The following is an 18,614-nucleotide window of genomic DNA, read 5'->3' on the forward strand; positions in this document are numbered from 1 at the left end:
AACGTTCGGTATTTTTTTGGCCTTTTTATTTTGGCGAAAACTGGACAGCATTTTAAAAGTTAAATCAGGGATGAGGTATTATTTAATTAGTGGAGAGAGAAGTGGAGATTTACATGCTTCCAATTTGATCAAGGCGCTTAAGTCTTTAGATGCCTCAGGTTCATTTAGAGGGATGGGAGGAGGGTATTCCCAGGAAGTAGGAATGGAATTGGCCTTACCCTATGAGGAAGTTGCTGTAATGGGTTTTTGGGAGGTTGTTCTTGGCTTTAGAAAAATCCTTAAATATCTCAATTGGATAAAAAATGATATTCTCCAATTTCGACCTGATGTTTTGATTTTGATTGATTTTGGAGGATTCAATATGAAAATTGCTTCCTGGGCTAAAGAACAGGGGATCCCTGTACACTATTATATCCCACCAAAAGTCTGGGCTTGGAATCAAAAAAGGGTTTTTAAAATTAAGAGGTTTACAGACCAAGTGTATTGTATTCTTCCTTTTGAACAGGATTTTTTTAATCAATTTGGTGTCAAAGCAGTTTATGTGGGCAATCCGCTTTTGGATGAGATTGCAGGATTTGAACCCCATCCATTTTTTCACCAGAAGAATGACCTGAATTACCAACCGATTATAGCATTGCTGCCTGGAAGCCGGAAACAGGAAGTTACCCTGATGTTGCAAATTATGATAAAAGTAGTCAGGATGTTTCCAAATGCCCAGTTTGTAGTGGCAGGGGTGTCAAATTTAGATAAAGTTTTTTATCAGCCGGCCATAGAATCCGGGATCAAAGTTATTTTTGATCAAACATATGACCTGCTTCATCATGCTACAGCTGCTATTGTAACTTCAGGGACAGCTACTTTAGAAGCTGCTTTATTCAGAGTCCCTCAGCTTGTGGTCTATAAAACAAGTCCTTTGAGTTATGCCATAGGCAAAAAACTTATTAAAGTGAACTTTATTTCATTGGTCAATTTGATTGCTGGGAAAGAGGTAGTCAAGGAATTGATTCAGAAGGATTATAATGTGGCTGAAGTGACCCATCAATTGAATTTGATATTGTCAAACGTGTTCCATAAAGCAAATATTTTAAATGGTTATGATGAGGTTAAGATCAAGTTAGGGAAAGAATCAGCTTCGATGAAGGTAGCACGGTATATTTTCGAATCTTTGCAGCGTCCAACAAACTAGGGAAATTGGTGTGTATACATATTTTTTTAAAATCTTAATATGCTTTATGGAAATTTTTTAATTTTTGCAAAAAAGATAAAATATTCTGAAATAATGTAAAATATGAAATATTAGTATTTTTAATTAAAATTTCAAGACCATTAAAAAAGGTAACTAAAAATTTGAAAATTTATATTTATTCCATTTTAAGTAAAAATAGATTAATATTTATTTGAATCAGTCAATGTGAAAACTAAACGGTTAAAAAGTATTTAGTGTTTTTATATACGGGAATTTGTTAACAAAAGTTAAAAAAAAATTTTATTTCAAATTAATAAAAAATTAATTCTCATTTTTTTATATTAAATAAAAATTGTCAGAAAATAGATATTTTATTTTGTTTTTTTTATGAAAACAGAATTTTGTAAAAATAAATACAATTACATCTAAATAGAAATTTTTTAAACGGTTTTGCATTATATCATGTTAATGGATAAAATTGGGCAATCGTTAAACCAAATAAATTAATTATGAGGAAAGTTTTACTTCTAGGACTCGCATTCCTATTTGCTTCGGCTTCGGCTTTTGCGCAGGGACGCGTAGTAACTGGAAAGGTAACATCCGGTGAGGATGGATTGCCTATTCCAGGTGCATCAGTCATAGTGAAAGGTACCACCATTGGTACAGCTACCGACTTAGACGGTAATTTTTCACTGAATGTGCCACAGGACAATAACGTCTTGGTTATTTCCTTTGTGGGTTCTGTGACCCAGGAGGTCAATGTTGGCAACCGTTCACAGATAAATGTGGTATTGCAACCCGATACCAGAAGCTTGGAAGAAGTAATAGTAACAGGTTATGGAACCCAGCCAAAAAGAGAAGTTACCGGTGCGGTATCATCTGTAAAAGGTGAGACCATCAAAAACCTTCCTATGCAGTCTTTTGATCGTGCATTGCAAGGTAGAGCTGCTGGTGTTCAGGTGCGTTCTGCTAATGGTCTTCCTGGTGGTGCGGTTAACATCCGTATCCGTGGTGTAGGTTCCGTAACAGCAGGTAACGAACCTTTATTTATCGTGGACGGTGTTCAATTGAACAACCAAGGTAATGCAAGTTTTACTCAAGCCAACCCATTGGCCTTTTTGAACCCTAACGACATTGAGTCTATGGAGATCTTAAAAGATGCTGCCTCTGCGGCTATCTATGGTTCTCAGGCTGCTAACGGTGTTGTTATCATTACAACCAAAAGAGGTAAGCAAGGAAAAGCAAGATTTGAATTCAACGCCTTTGGTGGTGAAACTCAACCAATGAAATTCCTTGATGTTTTGAGTGGGCCGGAGTGGTATGCCATGAGAAGAGATGGTTTGAGAAATACTGGAAACACTTTGCCTGAGGCCAATGCACTGAATGCGATGGGAGCTCTTCCAGGTAATTGGCAGACTCTGACTGCAGCACAGTTGGACGAAATTGGCCTAGGACTTCCTACATATGATTGGCAAAGGGAAGTGATGGGAAGAGGTAGATTGCAGAATTATGAACTGAACGTTTCAGGAGGTGATGACAAAACTACCTTCTTCGTGTCCGGTTCTTATGACTATCAGGAATCTTCTTTTAGACCTGTAGACTTTGAGAGAGGTACCTTCAGAACTAATTTGTCTCATAAAGCCAATGATAGATTAACTTTAGAGACCAGTATTAATTTGGCTACCGTGACACAGAATACACCTTTTGCTGTTTCTGGTTCCTTCTTAGGTAGCCCCGCTTTCTCAGCCTCTACTATATTGCCTCATAATGCTATCCGTAACGAGGATGGGACTTTCAATACAGCCATTGCAGGTGTATTGAACCAAAACATTGCTTTGGTAAATGAGTTCAATTCAGGTAAGACCACAACAAATTCTCTTGTGGGTAACGGTGTAGCAACTTATAAAATCCTGGATAACCTTACTTACAGAGGTTTAGTGGGTATTGATTACAGATTGATTACTGAAAACAGATACAGAGATCCAAGAACTCCTGATGGTGCCGGTGTAAGAGGTAGAGCTACTGCCGCTAATGACTGGAGAACCAGATTCATTACTACCCATACGGTTAACTGGAACAAATCTTTCAACAACGTTCATAACCTTACTGCATTGGCAGGATTTGAATTCGTTTCCGAAACAAGAGAAGGTCTGAACGGTGAGGCTATAGGATTCCCAACCTTCCAGTTCCGTTACATTGATTCAGGTGCTACTCCTGAGTTTGTGGGTGGTTTCTGGACAGGTTACAGAAGACAAGGTGCTTTCGTCAACGCAAACTATAACTACAAAGAGAAATACTTATTTACTGCTACTGCTCGTTATGACGGTTCTTCCCGTTTCGGTGCCAACACCCAATATGGTATCTTCCCATCTGTAAGAGCAGGTTGGAACATTGCAATGGAAGATTTCCTGAAGGATTCTGAAACTGTAAGTGACTTGAAATTGAGAGCATCTTGGGGTAGAGCAGGTAACGACCAAATCGGTAACTTCGCTGCAAGAGGTCTCTATGGAGCGCCCACTGCTGGTAACTATGCAGGTAACGCAGGTATCAGACCAACTTCTTTGGCTAACCTTAATCTAGGATGGGAAACCAACGAAACTGTAAACATTGGTTTGGATTATGGTTTCTTTGGCAACAGAGTGACCGGTTCTGTGGATTTGTTTGATCAGAGAACAAAAGACCTTTTGTTAGACCAGCCAATTCTATGGACAAACGGTTTCAGCTCTATTTCCAATAATGTCGGTGAATTGATGAACAGAGGTATTGAATTGGAAATCAACACTGTTAACATCGACAGAGGTGGATTCCAGTGGAGAACAGCTTTCAACTTTACTTATATCAGAAATGAAATTGTGAGATTGTATGATGGTTTGGAATTCCTTCCTGCTAACCCAGGTATTGCAGTAGGTCAGCCAGTAGGTAACCCTCCATTCCCAGGTCAGCAAGCTCCAGGTTCATGGTTTGTAGCTGAGTATGCTGGTGTTAACCCAGCAACAGGTCGTCCAATGTGGTATGACATCAACCGTAACTTGACTTATTTGCCACTTGCTGCAGACAGGATTTACTTCGGTTCTAACCTAGCTCCTTATTTTGGTGGTTTCAACAATACGTTCAGCTATAAAGGCTTCGAATTGACGACCTTCTTTACTTATGAATATGGTGCAATAGTATCTGATGGTCAGTACAACTTCTTAAGAGAAGCAGGAACCCGTTTGGCTTTGAATACATTAAGGGAAGTAGTTGATAGACAGTGGACCAATCCTGGTGATATGACCGATATCCCGAGAAACGTAGGTAACTTTAACGGTGGTAATGAATTAAGAAGTTCAGGGAGAAACTTTGGTTCGGCCGCTTTGTTAAAAGCTGATTTTATCAGATTGGCACAAGTACAACTGGGTTACACATTGAATCCTGCAACAATCAGAAGCCTTGGTCTTACCAGAGCGAGGGTTTACGCTCAAGGTGTGAATTTGTGGACTTATTCCGATTATCCTGGGTATGACCCTGAATTTACTGGTGCGGGTACAGGTCAGCTTCCAATCGTGAAAAGTTATCAGATCGGTGTTCAGTTAGGATTCTAAAATTTGAAAACCATGAAAATGAAAAAATATATTGTAAAATATGCTTTAGGGCTTCTTGTCGGATTCGGGATGGTGGTATCCTCTTGTGATCTGAATGTAGATCCTAGGCAATCAATTGATGCTTCCCAAGCGCTATCCTCACCGGATGGGGTTGAGGCTGCTGTTAATTCTGTGTATGCAAGGTTGAGACAGACTACCAATTATGGCAGAAATTTGTTGGCTTTGTCAGATGCCTTGGCTGATGTCGGTAGGACAACTTCCAACTCCGGTAGATTGATTCAGGAAAACAACAACCAGCCAAACGCTCATTTCAATTCCCTTCCAGGTTCTGGGCTAAGCTTTTGGCAAAATTCATATTTCGCAATCAATGAAGCGAATTTGATCCTTGATGCAATTCGTTCAGGCGTTCCAGGTGCCTCCGCAGCTCAATTAGCCAGATGGGAAGGAGAGGTAAAATTCTTGAGAGCGCTGTATTATTTTGATCTTGTGAAGGTTTATTCATATATACCAACGGCAATTTATCAGCCAGGTGTGGTGGATGAAGGAGGTGTTCCAATGCCTTTGGAAGGATCTATTACCTCTGATATAGCATTTACCAGAAATTCACCAAGATCTACGATTCAGGAAAATTATGCTCAGATTGTTGCTGATTTGAATGATGCTATCCGTTTGTTGGGTACTTCAAGCCGTGCAGGTGTTCAGTTTGCTTCCGTAGGAGCTGCTCAAGGTCTGCTTGCTAGGGTATACCTTTACATGGGGCAATGGCAAGATGCGGTAACCGCTTCTACAGCTGCTTTAGCTTCAAATGCTGGTACAGTTTTAGGTGGACAAGCTTATATCGATGGTTGGAGAGCTACAATACATCCAGAAGCAATGTTTGAAGTTAGATTCCAGATTGCCGGTGAATCAATCGGTGTAAACGAATCTTTGCAGTCCTCTTACACGGTTTTGTTGAACCTGACCAATAAGAATGCACAAGGTGGTTGGGGTGATTTTGTTCCGAACCAGACTATTCTTAACTTCTTTGGCCTTGCCCCTCTTCAGATTCGAGAACCTGCAAGCGATAACAATAATTGGGATGTTACAAGAAATAATGATGTTAGAGCTCACCTTTACACTACAGGTAGTACTGTAAGGGGAGCAAGAAATATAGAATGTATTAAATTCATCTCCAAGGCGGGGTTTGCTTATGGTGACAATGTGCCAGTAATCCGTAAGTCTGAAATGCACCTCATAAGAGCTGAAGCCAATTATCAATTGGGTAATACAGGTGATGCACTGACTGAGCTGAATGCCTTCAAGGAATTGAGAGGTTTAGAACCAGTTTCCTTGTCTGGTGCGGCTATTTTAGAAGAGATTTTATTGGAAAGGTTTAAAGAATTTGCCTTTGAAGGCCATAGGTTCTTTGATCTAAAGAGATATGGAAGAGATATCGATAAGAGGTATCTTTCAGGAGGTACTATTATTACCTTTGATGACTTCAGAATTCTTCCTCCACTTCCTCAAAGAGAAGTTGATGGTAACGTTAACCTTAACCAAAACAGAGGATACTAAAATTGAAAAAACATATGAAAAAGATAATATCCCTATTTTCTCTTGTAATGGTGTTTTTGCTGGGTTCTTGTATCGAGCAGAACTATCCAATTTGGGAGGGAGCGGTTGTTGAATTTCAAACAGCCGTAACCACAGCCCCTGTTGCTGGTCAAAATTACCCTAGAGTGACCGTTGCCAATAATGTTCAAGGAGGTGTAGTCAACCTTCAGGTGAATTTGGTGGCAAGACAGCGTCCCAATGATGAAACCATTACTTATAGAGTGGTTCCAGAAGGTACAACTGCTGTTCAAGGCACTGATTACAATGTGTCAGGTTCGCTTGTCATTCCAGCAAACTCTTCATTCGGCAATTTGACTGTTCAGATCATCGATACAGGAGCCATTGGAGGTTTTGTAGATTTGTTGTTGGAATTGGAGGGTAACGCCAATATTCCTGCAAGTGAGAACTATAAAAGAGTTCAGGTCAGAATTACAAGACCTAACCCTCCTTCTGCTGGATGATTAGTCTTTAATTCTTGAAACAAAAGGCCGGATTATTCCGGTCTTTTTTTAAATTTACCTTATGAGAAAGTTTAGTTTAAGTTTACTGGTTGTTTTGTTGTTATTTGGAGTGGCAAATGAATCGATTGCTCAATTGCAGCTGCTTAGGGATCAGGTTTCCGGTAATCCAGTTATGGCCAATCCTAACCCAGATGTTAGCGGAACTCCTTATTGGAGTGAATTTGAAAGTGGTAAAATCATTTTTTCTGAAAAGGATACGGTTGACAACCTCATGATTGCATTTAATGCCTTCAACCATACCTTGGTTTACCAGGTAGAGCAGGAACTGCTGGCCTATACTCCGGGAAAAATCTCAGGATTTATTCTTCAATCCAAGTCAAATCCCCAACTTTACCGGTCTGGATATATGATACCCAATATAGGATCCAACCGCTTTGTCGAGATTTTGGTTGATGGAAAATACACTTTAGTGAGTCATAAATTCAAAAGAATCACAGATGATCCAGGTGCCGTTTATGGTTCGCAAAGAGCTAAAGCTTTTGTCAGTGCAGAGGATTTGTATGTTTATAAAGATGGTCAGCCCTTTTTATGGCGTGCCAGAAAAAAGAATTTAGTGGGATTTTTTGGTGAAGAAGTTTATCAAAAAATCAATAAGTTCTCCAGTGATTATAATCTTGATCTTAAAGCAAAGAATGATATCAGGAGATTGATCAATTTTCTCAATCAGGAAAATTAACTGATCACCATTTTGGTAAACGAAAAACGCATCAATTATTGATGCGTTTTTCGTTTAATTCCAGGTTTATTCCTTTTTTCAAGCAACCTGTAATTTTTTGAATTTGGACTTGTCAAATTGTTCTTTCGCGTATTTAGCGTCAATTACGAGTTCCTTCACGCTATCATCAGAAGGTAATTCATACATGGCATCGGTAATAATGGCTTCACAGATAGACCTTAGTCCTCTGGCACCCAGATTGTATTCGACTGCTTTTTCCACAATATAGTCAATACCACTTTCTTCAAAAATCAGTTTGACACCTTCCATAGCCATCAGTTTGATGTACTGTTTGGTTAAAGCATTCTTAGGTTCTGTAAGTATACTTTTTAGCGCTTCCTTATCTAGAGGATCTAAGTGAGTTACTACAGGTAGCCTTCCTATCAACTCAGGAATTAATCCAAATGACTTCAAGTCCTGAGCAGTTACATATTGAAGGAGGTTTTGTCTGTCAACTTGTGGGCCTTCTTTGGATTTGTTGAATCCTAATGGCTGTGTATTCAGCCTTTTGGCAATGTGCCTTCCAATGCCATCAAATGCCCCACCGCAGATAAAAAGAATATTTTCTGTATTTACTGCGATCATTTTCTGGTCAGGATGCTTTCTTCCACCTTGAGGGGGTACATTGACCACAGTACCTTCCAGAAGTTTCAGAAGTGCTTGTTGAACACCTTCTCCACTTACATCTCTTGTAATGGAAGGATTATCTGATTTCCTGGCTATTTTATCGATTTCGTCTATATACACTATACCCCGCTCTGCAGCTTCCACATTGTAATCAGCAGCCTGGAGCAATCTGGTTAAGATACTTTCCACATCTTCTCCTACGTAACCCGCTTCTGTCAAAACGGTAGCGTCAGCAATACAAAAAGGAACTTCTAAAACTCTAGCCAAGGTTTTGGCCAGATAGGTTTTTCCAGTACCCGTGTCACCTACCATTATGATGTTCGATTTTTCAATCTTAACGTCATCATCGTCTGCGCCTTTTTGTAAAAGACGCTTGTAATGGTTATAAACCGCTACTGTCAAAACTTTTTTCGCATCATATTGCCCAATGACATACTGATTGAGGTAATCAGTAAGTTCTTTTGGTTTTTTAAGTTTGAATTTAGGGCTCTTGGTTGATTTTTTGTTCTTTTCTTCTTCCCCTAAAATCTGATACGCTTGATCAATGCAGAAATTGCAAATATGTGCCGAGATACCCGACACCATCAGGTCTACATCTTTTTTGTTTCTACCGCAAAATGAGCAGGTAACTTGTGCCATTATTTATTTTTTTGGTATCAATACTTCATCAATAAGACCATATTCTTTGGCCTCAGGTGCTTTCATCCAGTAATCCCTGTCTGAATCCCTTTCTATTTCTTCAAAAGTTTTTCCGGAATGTTCAGCTAAGATCTGATACAATTCCTCTTTCATTGAAAGTATGAGTTTTAAGGATATCTCCATGTCTTTTGACTGTCCCTGCATTCCACCTGATGGTTGATGGATCATTACCCTGGAATGTTGAAGGGCAGATCTTTTTTCCTTTGCTCCACCAGCCAACAATACTGCCCCCATTGATGCTGCAATACCAGTACAGATTGTAGCTACATCTGGTTGGATATACTGCATGGTGTCATAGATACCTAAGCCTGCAGTCACTGATCCTCCAGGGCTGTTGATGTATAACAATACATCTTTTTTGGGATCCGTAGACTCTAAGAACAGCAATTGTGCCGTGATGATATTGGCTATAAAGTCATCTACCTGAGTTCCCAAGAAAATAATCCTGTCCATGATCAGTCTGGAAAACACATCAATTTCACGGAAATTGGTAGGTCTTTCCTCAATTACTGAACGGGTCATGTTTTCCACGAAAGTGGAATACTGGTCAAATGCGTTTCCGCTAATGCCTCTGTTATGTACGGCGTATTTTCTGAATTCGTCTCTATTGATCATGATTTTTTTTTTTTGTCTAGTACAAAAATAAAAAAAGCCCTTACTATTAAGGACTTTTTTACAACGATTTAATCGGATAATTAGTTTGCCAGTAAGTCCTGGAATTTATCCACAGAAATTTTTTCTTCTTTAACCTTTGCTTTCTCTTTTACAAAAGACAAAACTTTGTCGTTTTGTACTGAGGTAAGCATCTGCATGTAATTTTGTCCCTCATTACCTTTTAGGTAATTGTCCACAAACATATCCATGTTGGCTTCAAGCTGTGCAGCTAGACCGGAAGACGCCAACTGCTCTCTGATCATTTCTTTTGTCTTCTCGATTACATCCTCGTGTTCTGCCTGGATTTCATTTTTCTTGGCTAATTCATTGGAGATAATCGTCCAGGCCAACTGCTTGGCATAAATAGGATATTCTTTTTCTACCTGCTCAGCTGTAACCTTTCCTTCGTTAGCTTTCAACAACCATTCTTTCAGGAATTCCTCAGGAAGATCAAGGTTGGTTTTTGCAACAATTTGTTCCTTGATTTTCTCTTCGCTGAACACCTTCAAGTCTTTGTTGTAGTTTTCAGCCATGATTTCTCTTACTTTGTTTTTCAGGGATTCTTCAGAATCAACCTGTCCTTCACCAAAAAGCTTGTCGAAGAACTCCTGATTCAATTCTGCCAATTCTGTTCTGTTGATGTTCTGGACAGTGAAGGTAACTTTGCCGTTCAGCTTTTCAAGTTCTTCTTCGGAAACTCCGATTACAGAAGCAGGGTTTTCTTTGATGGTTTTCTTGATTTCAAATTCAACGGTGTCCCCTTTTTTCAGGCCAATAAATTTTTTCAAAGACTTACTGTCTATCTTAGATAGAGGAAGGGAAAAAGTTTTTTCAAATGAACCATCCTCTGACTTTAGGTCACCATAAAGGAAATCATTCTCTTGGCTGGTCTCAGGGTTGGTCATTTTACCATATTGACTTCTGAGATTGTTTATGGTGTTCTCCACCTCTTTTTCATCAATATCAATGCTGTAAACGGTAGCATCGATGCTGTCATCCAATTTTACATCAACATTTTCAACAAAACCGATTTTGTACTGGAATTCAAACTCTTTTTGTGTATTCCAATCAATTTTGTCTGTGTCTTCCATAACAGGAAGCGGATCACCTAATATTCTGAAAGTTTGGTTTTTTAGATACTCATTCAGGGATGTTGAAAGAATGTTGGTGATCTCGTCTACCAACAAGGAGGTGCCGTACATTCTTTTTACCATTGAAACAGGAGCCTTGCCAGGTCTAAAGCCTTTGATATTGGCTTTTTTTGCGTAATCCTTAAGTTTCGCATCAACCTTAGGTTGATAATCTGCTTCAATTAGCTTAATTTTAACTGAAGCTTGATTTGCTGAATGTTTGTCTAATGTGATTTCCAAGGCAGTCTGATTTTGTTTTGATCTTAATTAAAAACCCTCAATCTCTTTTCTCGTCCCTTGAGCCGCGGCATCATGGAAAACAGAAATGTGATTGAGGGCTGGAAAGCGTGCGGATGGAGGGACTCGAACCCCCATGCCTCGCGGCGCTAGATCCTAAGTCTAGTGCGTCTACCAATTTCGCCACATCCGCTTAATTGTGGGCACAAAGGTAGTAATGAAAATCAAACTTGCAAAAGTTGGTCAAAAAAAATCCTGTAATTTTGGATAAATATTTCTCGAAGAAGCTATTAATTTTGATTTGGAATTTGGTTGTCCCAACAATATATGATTCAAATAGACTTAGAGGAAGAGCGAAAAGAAATACTCAAGAGGTACAGAAAATTACTCCGTACTGCTAAACCAGTACTAAAGCCTGGGGATGCCAAGATTATAAAAAAGGCATTCAATGTGGCCAGTGAGGCGCACAAAGAAATGCGCCGAAAATCTGGTGAACCTTATATCTACCATCCCCTGGAAGTAGCCTTGATCTGTGTAGAAGAAATAGGTCTGGGTACGACCAGTATTGTGTCTGCTTTACTTCATGATGTGGTAGAAGATACCGATCTTGAATTGGAGGATATTGAAAGGGAATTCGGTCCTAAAGTAGCGCAGATCATTGATGGGCTTACCAAAATTTCCGGTGTGTTCGAATATGGTTCCTCCCAACAAGCAGAAAATTTCAGAAAGATGCTTTTGACACTTTCAGATGATGTGAGGGTGATTTTGATCAAACTGGCAGACCGTTTGAATAACATGCGGACTTTGGAAAGCATGCCCAGGCATAAGCAATTAAAAATTGCCTCGGAAACCATGTACCTATATGCACCTTTGGCCCATAGATTAGGTTTGTATACCATCAAATCAGAACTTGAAGATCTCTATTTAAAGTATACTGATTCCGAAACATACAATTATATTATCCACAAAATAAGCGAAACGAGGGTTTCCAGGAACAAATTCATCAAATCCTTTATCCAGCCTATTGAAGAAGAACTTCGTGCCCAAGGTTTTGATTTTACCATTAAAGGTAGGCCTAAGTCTGTTTATTCCATCTATAATAAGATGAAAAAGCAGAACATTCCTTTTGAGGAGGTTTATGACCTTTTTGCAGTGAGGATCATAATCAACAGTAAGTTGGAAGAGGAGAAGGCGGATTGTTGGCAGGTTTATTCTATAGTGACGGATTTTTACCGTCCTAATCCTGACCGCCTGAGGGATTGGATCAGTACACCCAGGGCAAATGGTTACGAATCCCTGCATACTACAGTGATGAGTAATACGGGGCAGTGGGTGGAGGTGCAGATCCGAACCGTTAGGATGGATGATATAGCAGAGCGAGGATATGCAGCCCATTGGAAATACAAAGAAATTGAGGCTGCAAATTCCAGAAATAGTTCCGGACTTGATGAGTGGATTACACAAGTAAGGTCTTTGTTGGAATCCAATGATGGCTCAGCTATTGAGTTTATGGAGGATTTCAGGGGGAATCTTTTCCATGATGAAGTGTTTGTTTTTACCCCTAAGGGAGAACTGAAGGTATTGCCATTTGGAGCCACTGCCTTGGATTTTGCATTTGAAATCCATACGGAAGTGGGGGCGAAGTGTATAGGAGCAAAAGTCAATCAGCGCTTGGTACCTATCAACCACAAGTTGAAAAATGGTGACCAAGTAGAGATTCTGACTTCTAATAAACAAAAGCCTACAGAAGATTGGTTGAATATTGTCGTTACTTCCCGGGCTAAGGCCAAAATAAAAGATGCCCTCAAAGAGGAAAAGAAGTCCACCATTATGGACGGAAAAGAAATCGTCCAGCGCAAACTGCGTCAGATGAAAATGGACTTCAATTCTGAGATCGTGGAGCAATTGAGGGCATATTTTGAGACAAAAACTCCCAACGAATTTTATTATAAGGTAGGAAAGGGGATTATTGATCCAACTTCAATCAAAAGTTTCAAGGATTTCAAGGAGCAGAAAAAGCAAAGGGGTAAGATCACCAACGACAAGGTCAAAGATGAATCTAGCTTTACCAAAGAAATCAAAAGTTTGAAGGGGCCTGACCATGATCAGTTGTTGATTGGAGAAGATATGGATGTGGTTGATTATATCCTTGCTAAATGCTGTAACCCCATTCCAGGTGATGATGTATTCGGATTTGTGACTGTCAATGAAGGTATCAAAATCCACAGGACTTCCTGTCCAAATGCACTTGAACTGCTTTCGAATCATGGTAACCGCGTGATCAAAGCCCGTTGGACCAGTCAGCAGGAAATTGCATTTCTGGCAGGATTGAGGATCGTGGGGACAGATAGAGTGGGTTTGATCAATGATGTGACCAAAGTGATTTCCAATGAACTCAAAGTAAACATGCGGTCCATTACCGTGGATTCCGACAGTGGGATCTTTGAAGGCACGATCAAACTTTATGTACACAGCACCCAGCATTTGGAAAAACTGATGTCCAATTTATCCAAGGTAGAGGGCGTAATCAAAGTAACACGATTTGATTAGCCAGTAAGATAAGATCCTTCCAATCGGAAAAGCTGGCAAAGAAATATTCCTTTAGTGGCAGCTTATAAACAGCTTATTTGAATCATTTCTAAATAACATCCGTTATATTTGCAAAAAATCAGCAAATCATGACCTTAAATGAAAGCCTTTTTGAGGAGGTTAAAAAGATATTCACTGCGTATTTAGAAAACAAAAAGTTGCGGAAAACACCTGAGAGGTATGCGATTTTGGAAGAGATATATGGAAGGACAGGACACTTTGATGTGGAGTCCCTCTATATTTCTATGAAAAATAAAAACTATCGGGTGAGCAGGGCAACCGTTTATAATACCCTTGATTTATTGGTGGAATGCGACCTCGTCACCAAGCATCAGTTTGGACAAAATTTGGCCCAATTCGAAAAATCTTACGGTTACAAACAACACGATCACCTGATTTGCGTAGACTGCAATCAAGTGCTGGAATTTTGTGATCCTAGGATTCAGAACATTCAAAATACAGTTGGGGATATTTTGAATTTTCAGGTATTGCACCATTCCCTGATACTTTACGGTAATTGTAAAAAAGAAAATTGCGAAAACAGAGCATTGGTATGAAATTGACCTATAACCTCGAAAAAGAAGAGAAAGCATATTTTTTACATGTCAAAGGTGATCTGATAGGAGATGAAATTGGACCAAAATTGGTTGAGTTTGTTTCTGATGCTGTGAATGAAAACGTAAAGTTTTTTGTCATAGACCTAAGTCAAGTCAGGTACATCAGTTCAAGTGGGATTGGCCTGCTGATTACCATGCTGACCAAAATGAGAAATTCCGGTGGTGAAGTATTCCTGACTTCTCCTTCTGAGCATGTCAAAAAGCTGTTGATTATTACCAAACTGAACAATATATTTACTGTATTTGACTCCATCGGAGAGGCCAAAAGTAAAATTGGATAGTGAGGAAAAATTGGATTATTGCAGTGATTTCTATTGCATTGACCATAGCTTTGATCTCCTGTTCTTCAGATAAACTGTTTGAAGGACAGGAGATTTTTGTTGGTATTGATTTTTGAAGGGGGTTCGGCACCTTTTATCTGTGCTAAATTAGAATTCATAATAAATAAGCGCTTTTCCTTGCAATTATTTAACCTTATTCCAAATTTCACGCTTTAAATTTCAGTAGATACGAAATCAACACAAATAATGAAAATGGATATACTTTTGGGCCTGCAGTGGGGAGACGAAGGAAAAGGTAAGGTAGTGGATGTTTTAGCCCCCCAATATGATGTGGTAGCCCGATTCCAGGGAGGCCCTAATGCGGGACATACGCTCGAATTTGATGGAATCAAACATGTTTTGCACCAGATTCCCTCCGGGATTTTTAGAGAGAATATTCTGAACATCATTGGAAACGGGGTGGTTTTGGATCCTGTAATCCTCAAGAAGGAGATCGAAGGCTTGCATAAATTCAACATTGCTTTTAAGAAAAACCTGTATATCTCCAAGAAGGCCACCATCATTATCCCAACCCATAAATTACTCGATGCGGCTTATGAAAAGTCTAAAGGTGACAAGAAAATCGGATCCACGCTAAAAGGAATAGGGCCTACTTATCAGGATAAGATTGGCAGAGTGGCGCTAAGGGTAGGGGATATTTTGGCAGAAGATTTTAAGGAAAAATACCAAGCTTTGGTTGAAAAGCATAAGACCATTCTTTCTTTCTACGAATTTGATCTGGTGCAATTGCCTGAATTGGAACAGTCCTTCTTTGAAGCTGTTGAATTCTTCAAAACCCTGAATTTGGTAGATAGTGAATATGAGGTCAATGATCATTTAAATGCAGGTAGAAAAGTCTTGGCTGAAGGTGCACAAGGATCCTTATTGGATATTGATTTTGGCAGTTATCCTTTTGTCACCTCTTCCAATACCATGGCGGCGGGCGCCTGCACCGGCCTGGGTGTAGCTCCATCCAAAATCGGAGAGGTATACGGGATATTCAAGGCCTACTGCACCAGGGTTGGAAGCGGTCCTTTTCCTACGGAATTATTTGATGGGACAGGAGAAGCAATGAGAAAAGAGGGGAATGAATTCGGTTCTACCACAGGCAGGCCAAGAAGATGTGGTTGGATTGATCTTCCTGCTTTGAAATATTCTATCATGATCAACGGAGTGACTCAGTTGTTTATGATGAAGGCGGATGTTTTGAACATTTTTGAAGAAATCAAAATCTGCACGCAATATGAGTTGCCTGATGGAAGCAGGGTTGACAGACTGACTTACGAACTCAATACCGATGATGTAAAGCCAGTTTATAAAACTGTACCCGGTTGGCATACTTCATTGTCAGAAGTGACTAGCTATGAACAGTTCCCTAAGGAATTGAAGGATTATGTGAAGTTGCTGGAAGACGAGTTAGGTGTTCCAATAAAGATGGTTTCTGTGGGGCCTGATCGGAAACAGACCATCATGAGATAAAATTCGAATAGAGGCTTACCAAGGCGGTAAGCCTTTTTATTTTTTGGGATAATCTGTAATTTCAGACTTTACGGATTTTCTTAACCGATGAAAGCAAAGTTGGAATTATTGGCTAAAGGCAAATTATTTTTCAGATGTTGTCTGCTTTTCTGGTTATCAGTACTTCCATTTTATGTCAATGCGCAGTTAGGATTTCCATATTGTGAAACATTTGATGGGGGCAGTGTCCAAAGTAATACGGTTTTTGGCGGAACAGCCAGACTTTTGGATGGTGTAATCAGGTTGACAGATGCAGGAGTGGATCAGAATGGATATGTCTATATAGATATCCCATTTCCATCAGCCTATGGTCTTAAGGCTTCGTTTGAATATTACATTTATGGAGGCAGTGGGGCAGATGGATTGTCGTTTTTCTTATTCGATGCCGCGACCCCGAATTTTTCGCCCGGAGGTTTTGGAGGATCATTGGGGTATGCCCAGCGGAATAATCAGCCCGGCCTTTCCCGGGGCTATTTGGGCATTGGTTTTGATTCATTTGGGAATTTTGGTAATTCTTCGGAAGGAAAGATCGGTGGTTTCTTTGGGGTAGGTACGGCCTTGGTTCCTAATACTGTGGTGGTCAGAGGCCCAGGCAACGGATTGACAGGTTATCCCTTTGTGGTTGGAAGAAGGACCATGGAAACCGGTAATGATGGTATGCGGCCGGACAACCAATTTACCATCAGTTCAGGAGGCTTTAATACAAATAGAATAACCGATCCCAATATACCCGGTTATAGGAAAGTCTTTATAGAATTACAGCCCAATCCTTTTGAAGGCGGATTTTTTTTGACAGTCAGGATGCTGGTTACCATTAGCCCAGGGCGACCTGAAATCATTACTATTTTTGACAGGCCCTATTTTTTTACTTCCCCAGGCAGTCTGAAGGTGGGCTTTGCCGCTTCCACAGGCGGTTTTACCAATATTCATGAAATCGATAACCTTACGGTGGAAGTTTTTGATCTGGATGGTTTAGAAGATCCCTTGGCGAAAAATATCGATGATAAAGCTTCCTGTGCAGCGCAGGAAAATACTTTTGAGATTACCCTGAATGAAGTCGAATTGTTCAATGAAAATTCCGAGATAGCCTGCCTGCAGTTTTATCCTTCTTTAGAGGCTATTGAGGAAGAGGATAGCAATGTTTGTTCAAGAGCAAAATGTAGACCTGAAAACAGGGTTTTGGTATTGCCTCAGGGGATTTTCAAGGCTGCGGATGTGGGAGGAAAATTTACGTTTTTCCCCAATCCTGAATTCATCGATGATACGGTGAAAGTTTACTATACAGTGACAGATAACTATGGAAAAACATCCAAGGGAAAATATATAAGCCTCCTGATCCAAGAATCCCCTGACCCAGTAAGCTTAGTGGCGGATGGAATCCCTTCCAATACGGATCAGGCCAGGAAATGTGAAGGGGAAGGAGTCCTTTTGAAGGCAAGAGGGGCGGATGATTATTTTGCTTATGAATGGTAATTAAATGACCAGCTTATTCCCAATTCAAATGTTCCTGAATGGATGGGAGTTGCGCCTGGAAGGTACCAGGTAATTGCTTATAATTCGAAAAACTGTCCGGCGGCTTCGGAGTATTTTGAAATCATAAATCCTCCTTTTCCTGTCATTGATATGGAGGATAGGATTGTTGGATGTGAGGTTGGTGTTGGTTTGGATATTCGGGATTATATTCCAAATTACGATCCTTCCGTTTATGATTATCAATTGGAATCGCCTTTGGGGATATATCTCGAAAATAAGGAAATGGCAGATGTCCAGATTTCAGGCAATTATTTTTTAAGAGTAAAACACAAAGATTTGCCATGCTGGTCTCCTACTGTTCCATTCGAATTGATCATCAATACCATTCCTTTGATTCCGAATTTCGATTATGGAGTCGATGGTACAGGTGTCAAAAGTGAAGAAGAAGGTGGGATATTCATCGATGATCCGATAAGATTTCAGGATTTATCTTCAGGAAATGCAGTTTCTTGGGAATGGGATTTTGGAGATGGGGCTAGGAGTACACTGCAGCATCCAATCCATACTTTTGGAAAAATGGGTGTGTTTCAAGTCCAATTGGCCATTACCAACGACTTGGGATGCAAAAAATCCATTACTATTGAGTTGCCATTGACTTTGTCCTATAGGGTGATGATTCCCACTGGTTTTACGCCAACTTTATCGGATAATAATTTTTTTAGGCCAAAAACCAAGGGTATTGTTGCCATGGAAATGTACATTTTCAATCTATGGGGGAATTTGGTGTTTAAATCAGATGGTATGGACACTTTGGGTTGGGATGGAAAAATCAATGGAGAATTGGCTCCTGCTGGAAACTATGCCTATAGGATAAAAATGAGGACTGTGGATGGGGAGACTATTGAAGAAGGAGGCAGGTTAACGTTGATAAGGTGATAAGATTATTTGCTGCCATATTGATTATGATTTTTACTAAGGCTGTGAATGGTCAAGATATCCAGTTTTCACAGTTTTATGCTTCTCCACTTTTTTTGAATCCAGCTTTTGCCGGAAGTGCGGAGGTTAGCAGATTTGGCGTTAATTTCAGAAATCAGTGGCCAAGTTTAGATCAGACGTTTATAGCCTACTCAGCATATTTCGATCATTTTGTAGCT

Annotated in this window: 15 protein-coding genes and 1 tRNA gene (1 of these 16 running past the window's edge); 12 read left to right on the forward strand and 4 right to left on the reverse strand. The window is 39.8% G+C overall.

Annotation, left to right across the window (positions count from 1 at the left end):
* Window positions 1–70 precede the first annotated feature (70 nt).
* The 5 genes from lpxB (at window position 71) to BC751_RS10360 (ending at window position 7,557) form a co-directional block, all read left to right on the forward strand.
* Complete coding sequence (gene lpxB / locus BC751_RS10340) at window positions 71–1,186, forward strand: lipid-A-disaccharide synthase (RefSeq protein WP_130275463.1); 1,116 nt, start codon at window positions 71–73, stop codon at window positions 1,184–1,186.
* Between the two features lie 509 nt (window positions 1,187–1,695).
* Window positions 1,696–4,767 carry a SusC/RagA family TonB-linked outer membrane protein gene (locus BC751_RS10345; RefSeq protein ID WP_130275464.1) on the forward strand — a complete coding sequence of 1,024 codons (3,072 nt, stop codon included), beginning with the start codon at window positions 1,696–1,698 and terminating at the stop codon, window positions 4,765–4,767.
* A gap of 18 nt (window positions 4,768–4,785) precedes the next feature.
* Window positions 4,786–6,321 carry a RagB/SusD family nutrient uptake outer membrane protein gene (locus BC751_RS10350; protein WP_242617433.1) on the forward strand — a complete coding sequence of 512 codons (1,536 nt, stop codon included), beginning with the start codon at window positions 4,786–4,788 and terminating at the stop codon, window positions 6,319–6,321.
* A gap of 14 nt (window positions 6,322–6,335) precedes the next feature.
* The gene (locus BC751_RS10355) at window positions 6,336–6,821 is read left to right on the forward strand and encodes a DUF4843 domain-containing protein (protein WP_130275466.1); all 486 of its coding nucleotides are present in this window, start codon (window positions 6,336–6,338) and stop codon (window positions 6,819–6,821) included.
* 61 nt (window positions 6,822–6,882) lie between these two features.
* On the forward strand, window positions 6,883–7,557 hold the full coding sequence (locus BC751_RS10360) for a hypothetical protein (RefSeq protein WP_130275467.1): 675 nt from the start codon (window positions 6,883–6,885) through the stop codon (window positions 7,555–7,557).
* Window positions 7,558–7,635: 78 nt separating this feature from the next.
* Here BC751_RS10360 and clpX read toward each other — a convergent pair whose 3' ends face one another.
* The 4 genes from clpX to BC751_RS10380 all read right to left on the reverse strand — a co-directional run bounded on the left by clpX (window position 7,636) and on the right by BC751_RS10380 (window position 11,136).
* Window positions 7,636–8,862 carry an ATP-dependent Clp protease ATP-binding subunit ClpX gene (gene clpX / locus BC751_RS10365; protein WP_130275468.1) on the reverse strand — a complete coding sequence of 409 codons (1,227 nt, stop codon included), beginning with the start codon at window positions 8,860–8,862 and terminating at the stop codon, window positions 7,636–7,638.
* A 3-nt stretch (window positions 8,863–8,865) separates the two neighbouring features.
* Window positions 8,866–9,537 carry a ClpP family protease gene (locus BC751_RS10370; protein ID WP_130275469.1) on the reverse strand — a complete coding sequence of 224 codons (672 nt, stop codon included), beginning with the start codon at window positions 9,535–9,537 and terminating at the stop codon, window positions 8,866–8,868.
* Between the two features lie 80 nt (window positions 9,538–9,617).
* The gene (gene tig / locus BC751_RS10375) at window positions 9,618–10,946 is read right to left on the reverse strand and encodes a trigger factor (protein ID WP_130275470.1); all 1,329 of its coding nucleotides are present in this window, start codon (window positions 10,944–10,946) and stop codon (window positions 9,618–9,620) included.
* Window positions 10,947–11,054: 108 nt separating this feature from the next.
* Window positions 11,055–11,136 (reverse strand) — tRNA-Leu (locus BC751_RS10380).
* Between the two features lie 134 nt (window positions 11,137–11,270).
* On the opposite strand from BC751_RS10380, the gene BC751_RS10385 reads away from it, so the two are divergent.
* From BC751_RS10385 to BC751_RS10410, 7 genes are all read left to right on the forward strand, one after another.
* Window positions 11,271–13,493 carry a RelA/SpoT family protein gene (locus BC751_RS10385; RefSeq protein ID WP_130275471.1) on the forward strand — a complete coding sequence of 741 codons (2,223 nt, stop codon included), beginning with the start codon at window positions 11,271–11,273 and terminating at the stop codon, window positions 13,491–13,493.
* Between the two features lie 128 nt (window positions 13,494–13,621).
* Window positions 13,622–14,089, forward strand: coding sequence for a Fur family transcriptional regulator (locus BC751_RS10390; protein ID WP_130275472.1), 468 nt, complete (start codon window positions 13,622–13,624; stop codon window positions 14,087–14,089).
* A complete protein-coding gene (locus tag BC751_RS10395; protein WP_130275473.1) occupies window positions 14,086–14,430 on the forward strand; it encodes an STAS domain-containing protein in 345 nt (114 codons plus the stop codon). Before BC751_RS10390 ends, BC751_RS10395 begins: the two co-directional genes overlap by 4 nt.
* A gap of 246 nt (window positions 14,431–14,676) precedes the next feature.
* On the forward strand, window positions 14,677–15,948 hold the full coding sequence (locus tag BC751_RS10400; protein WP_130275474.1) for an adenylosuccinate synthase: 1,272 nt from the start codon (window positions 14,677–14,679) through the stop codon (window positions 15,946–15,948).
* 87 nt (window positions 15,949–16,035) lie between these two features.
* A complete protein-coding gene (locus BC751_RS22375) occupies window positions 16,036–17,460 on the forward strand; it encodes a lectin-like domain-containing protein (protein ID WP_242617434.1) in 1,425 nt (474 codons plus the stop codon).
* Window positions 17,461–17,502: 42 nt separating this feature from the next.
* Complete coding sequence (locus BC751_RS22380) at window positions 17,503–18,396, forward strand: PKD domain-containing protein (protein ID WP_242617435.1); 894 nt, start codon at window positions 17,503–17,505, stop codon at window positions 18,394–18,396.
* Window positions 18,393–18,614: the 5' portion of a PorP/SprF family type IX secretion system membrane protein gene (locus tag BC751_RS10410; protein ID WP_341272835.1), read on the forward strand. The gene runs 798 nt beyond the window's last position; only the first 222 of its 1,020 coding nucleotides appear in the window; the start codon lies at window positions 18,393–18,395; its stop codon lies beyond the right edge, outside the window. The genes BC751_RS22380 and BC751_RS10410 overlap by 4 nt, the downstream gene beginning before the upstream one ends.

It is taken from the genome of Cecembia calidifontis, assembly GCF_004216715.1.
GTDB classification, from domain to species: domain Bacteria; phylum Bacteroidota; class Bacteroidia; order Cytophagales; family Cyclobacteriaceae; genus Cecembia_A; species Cecembia_A calidifontis.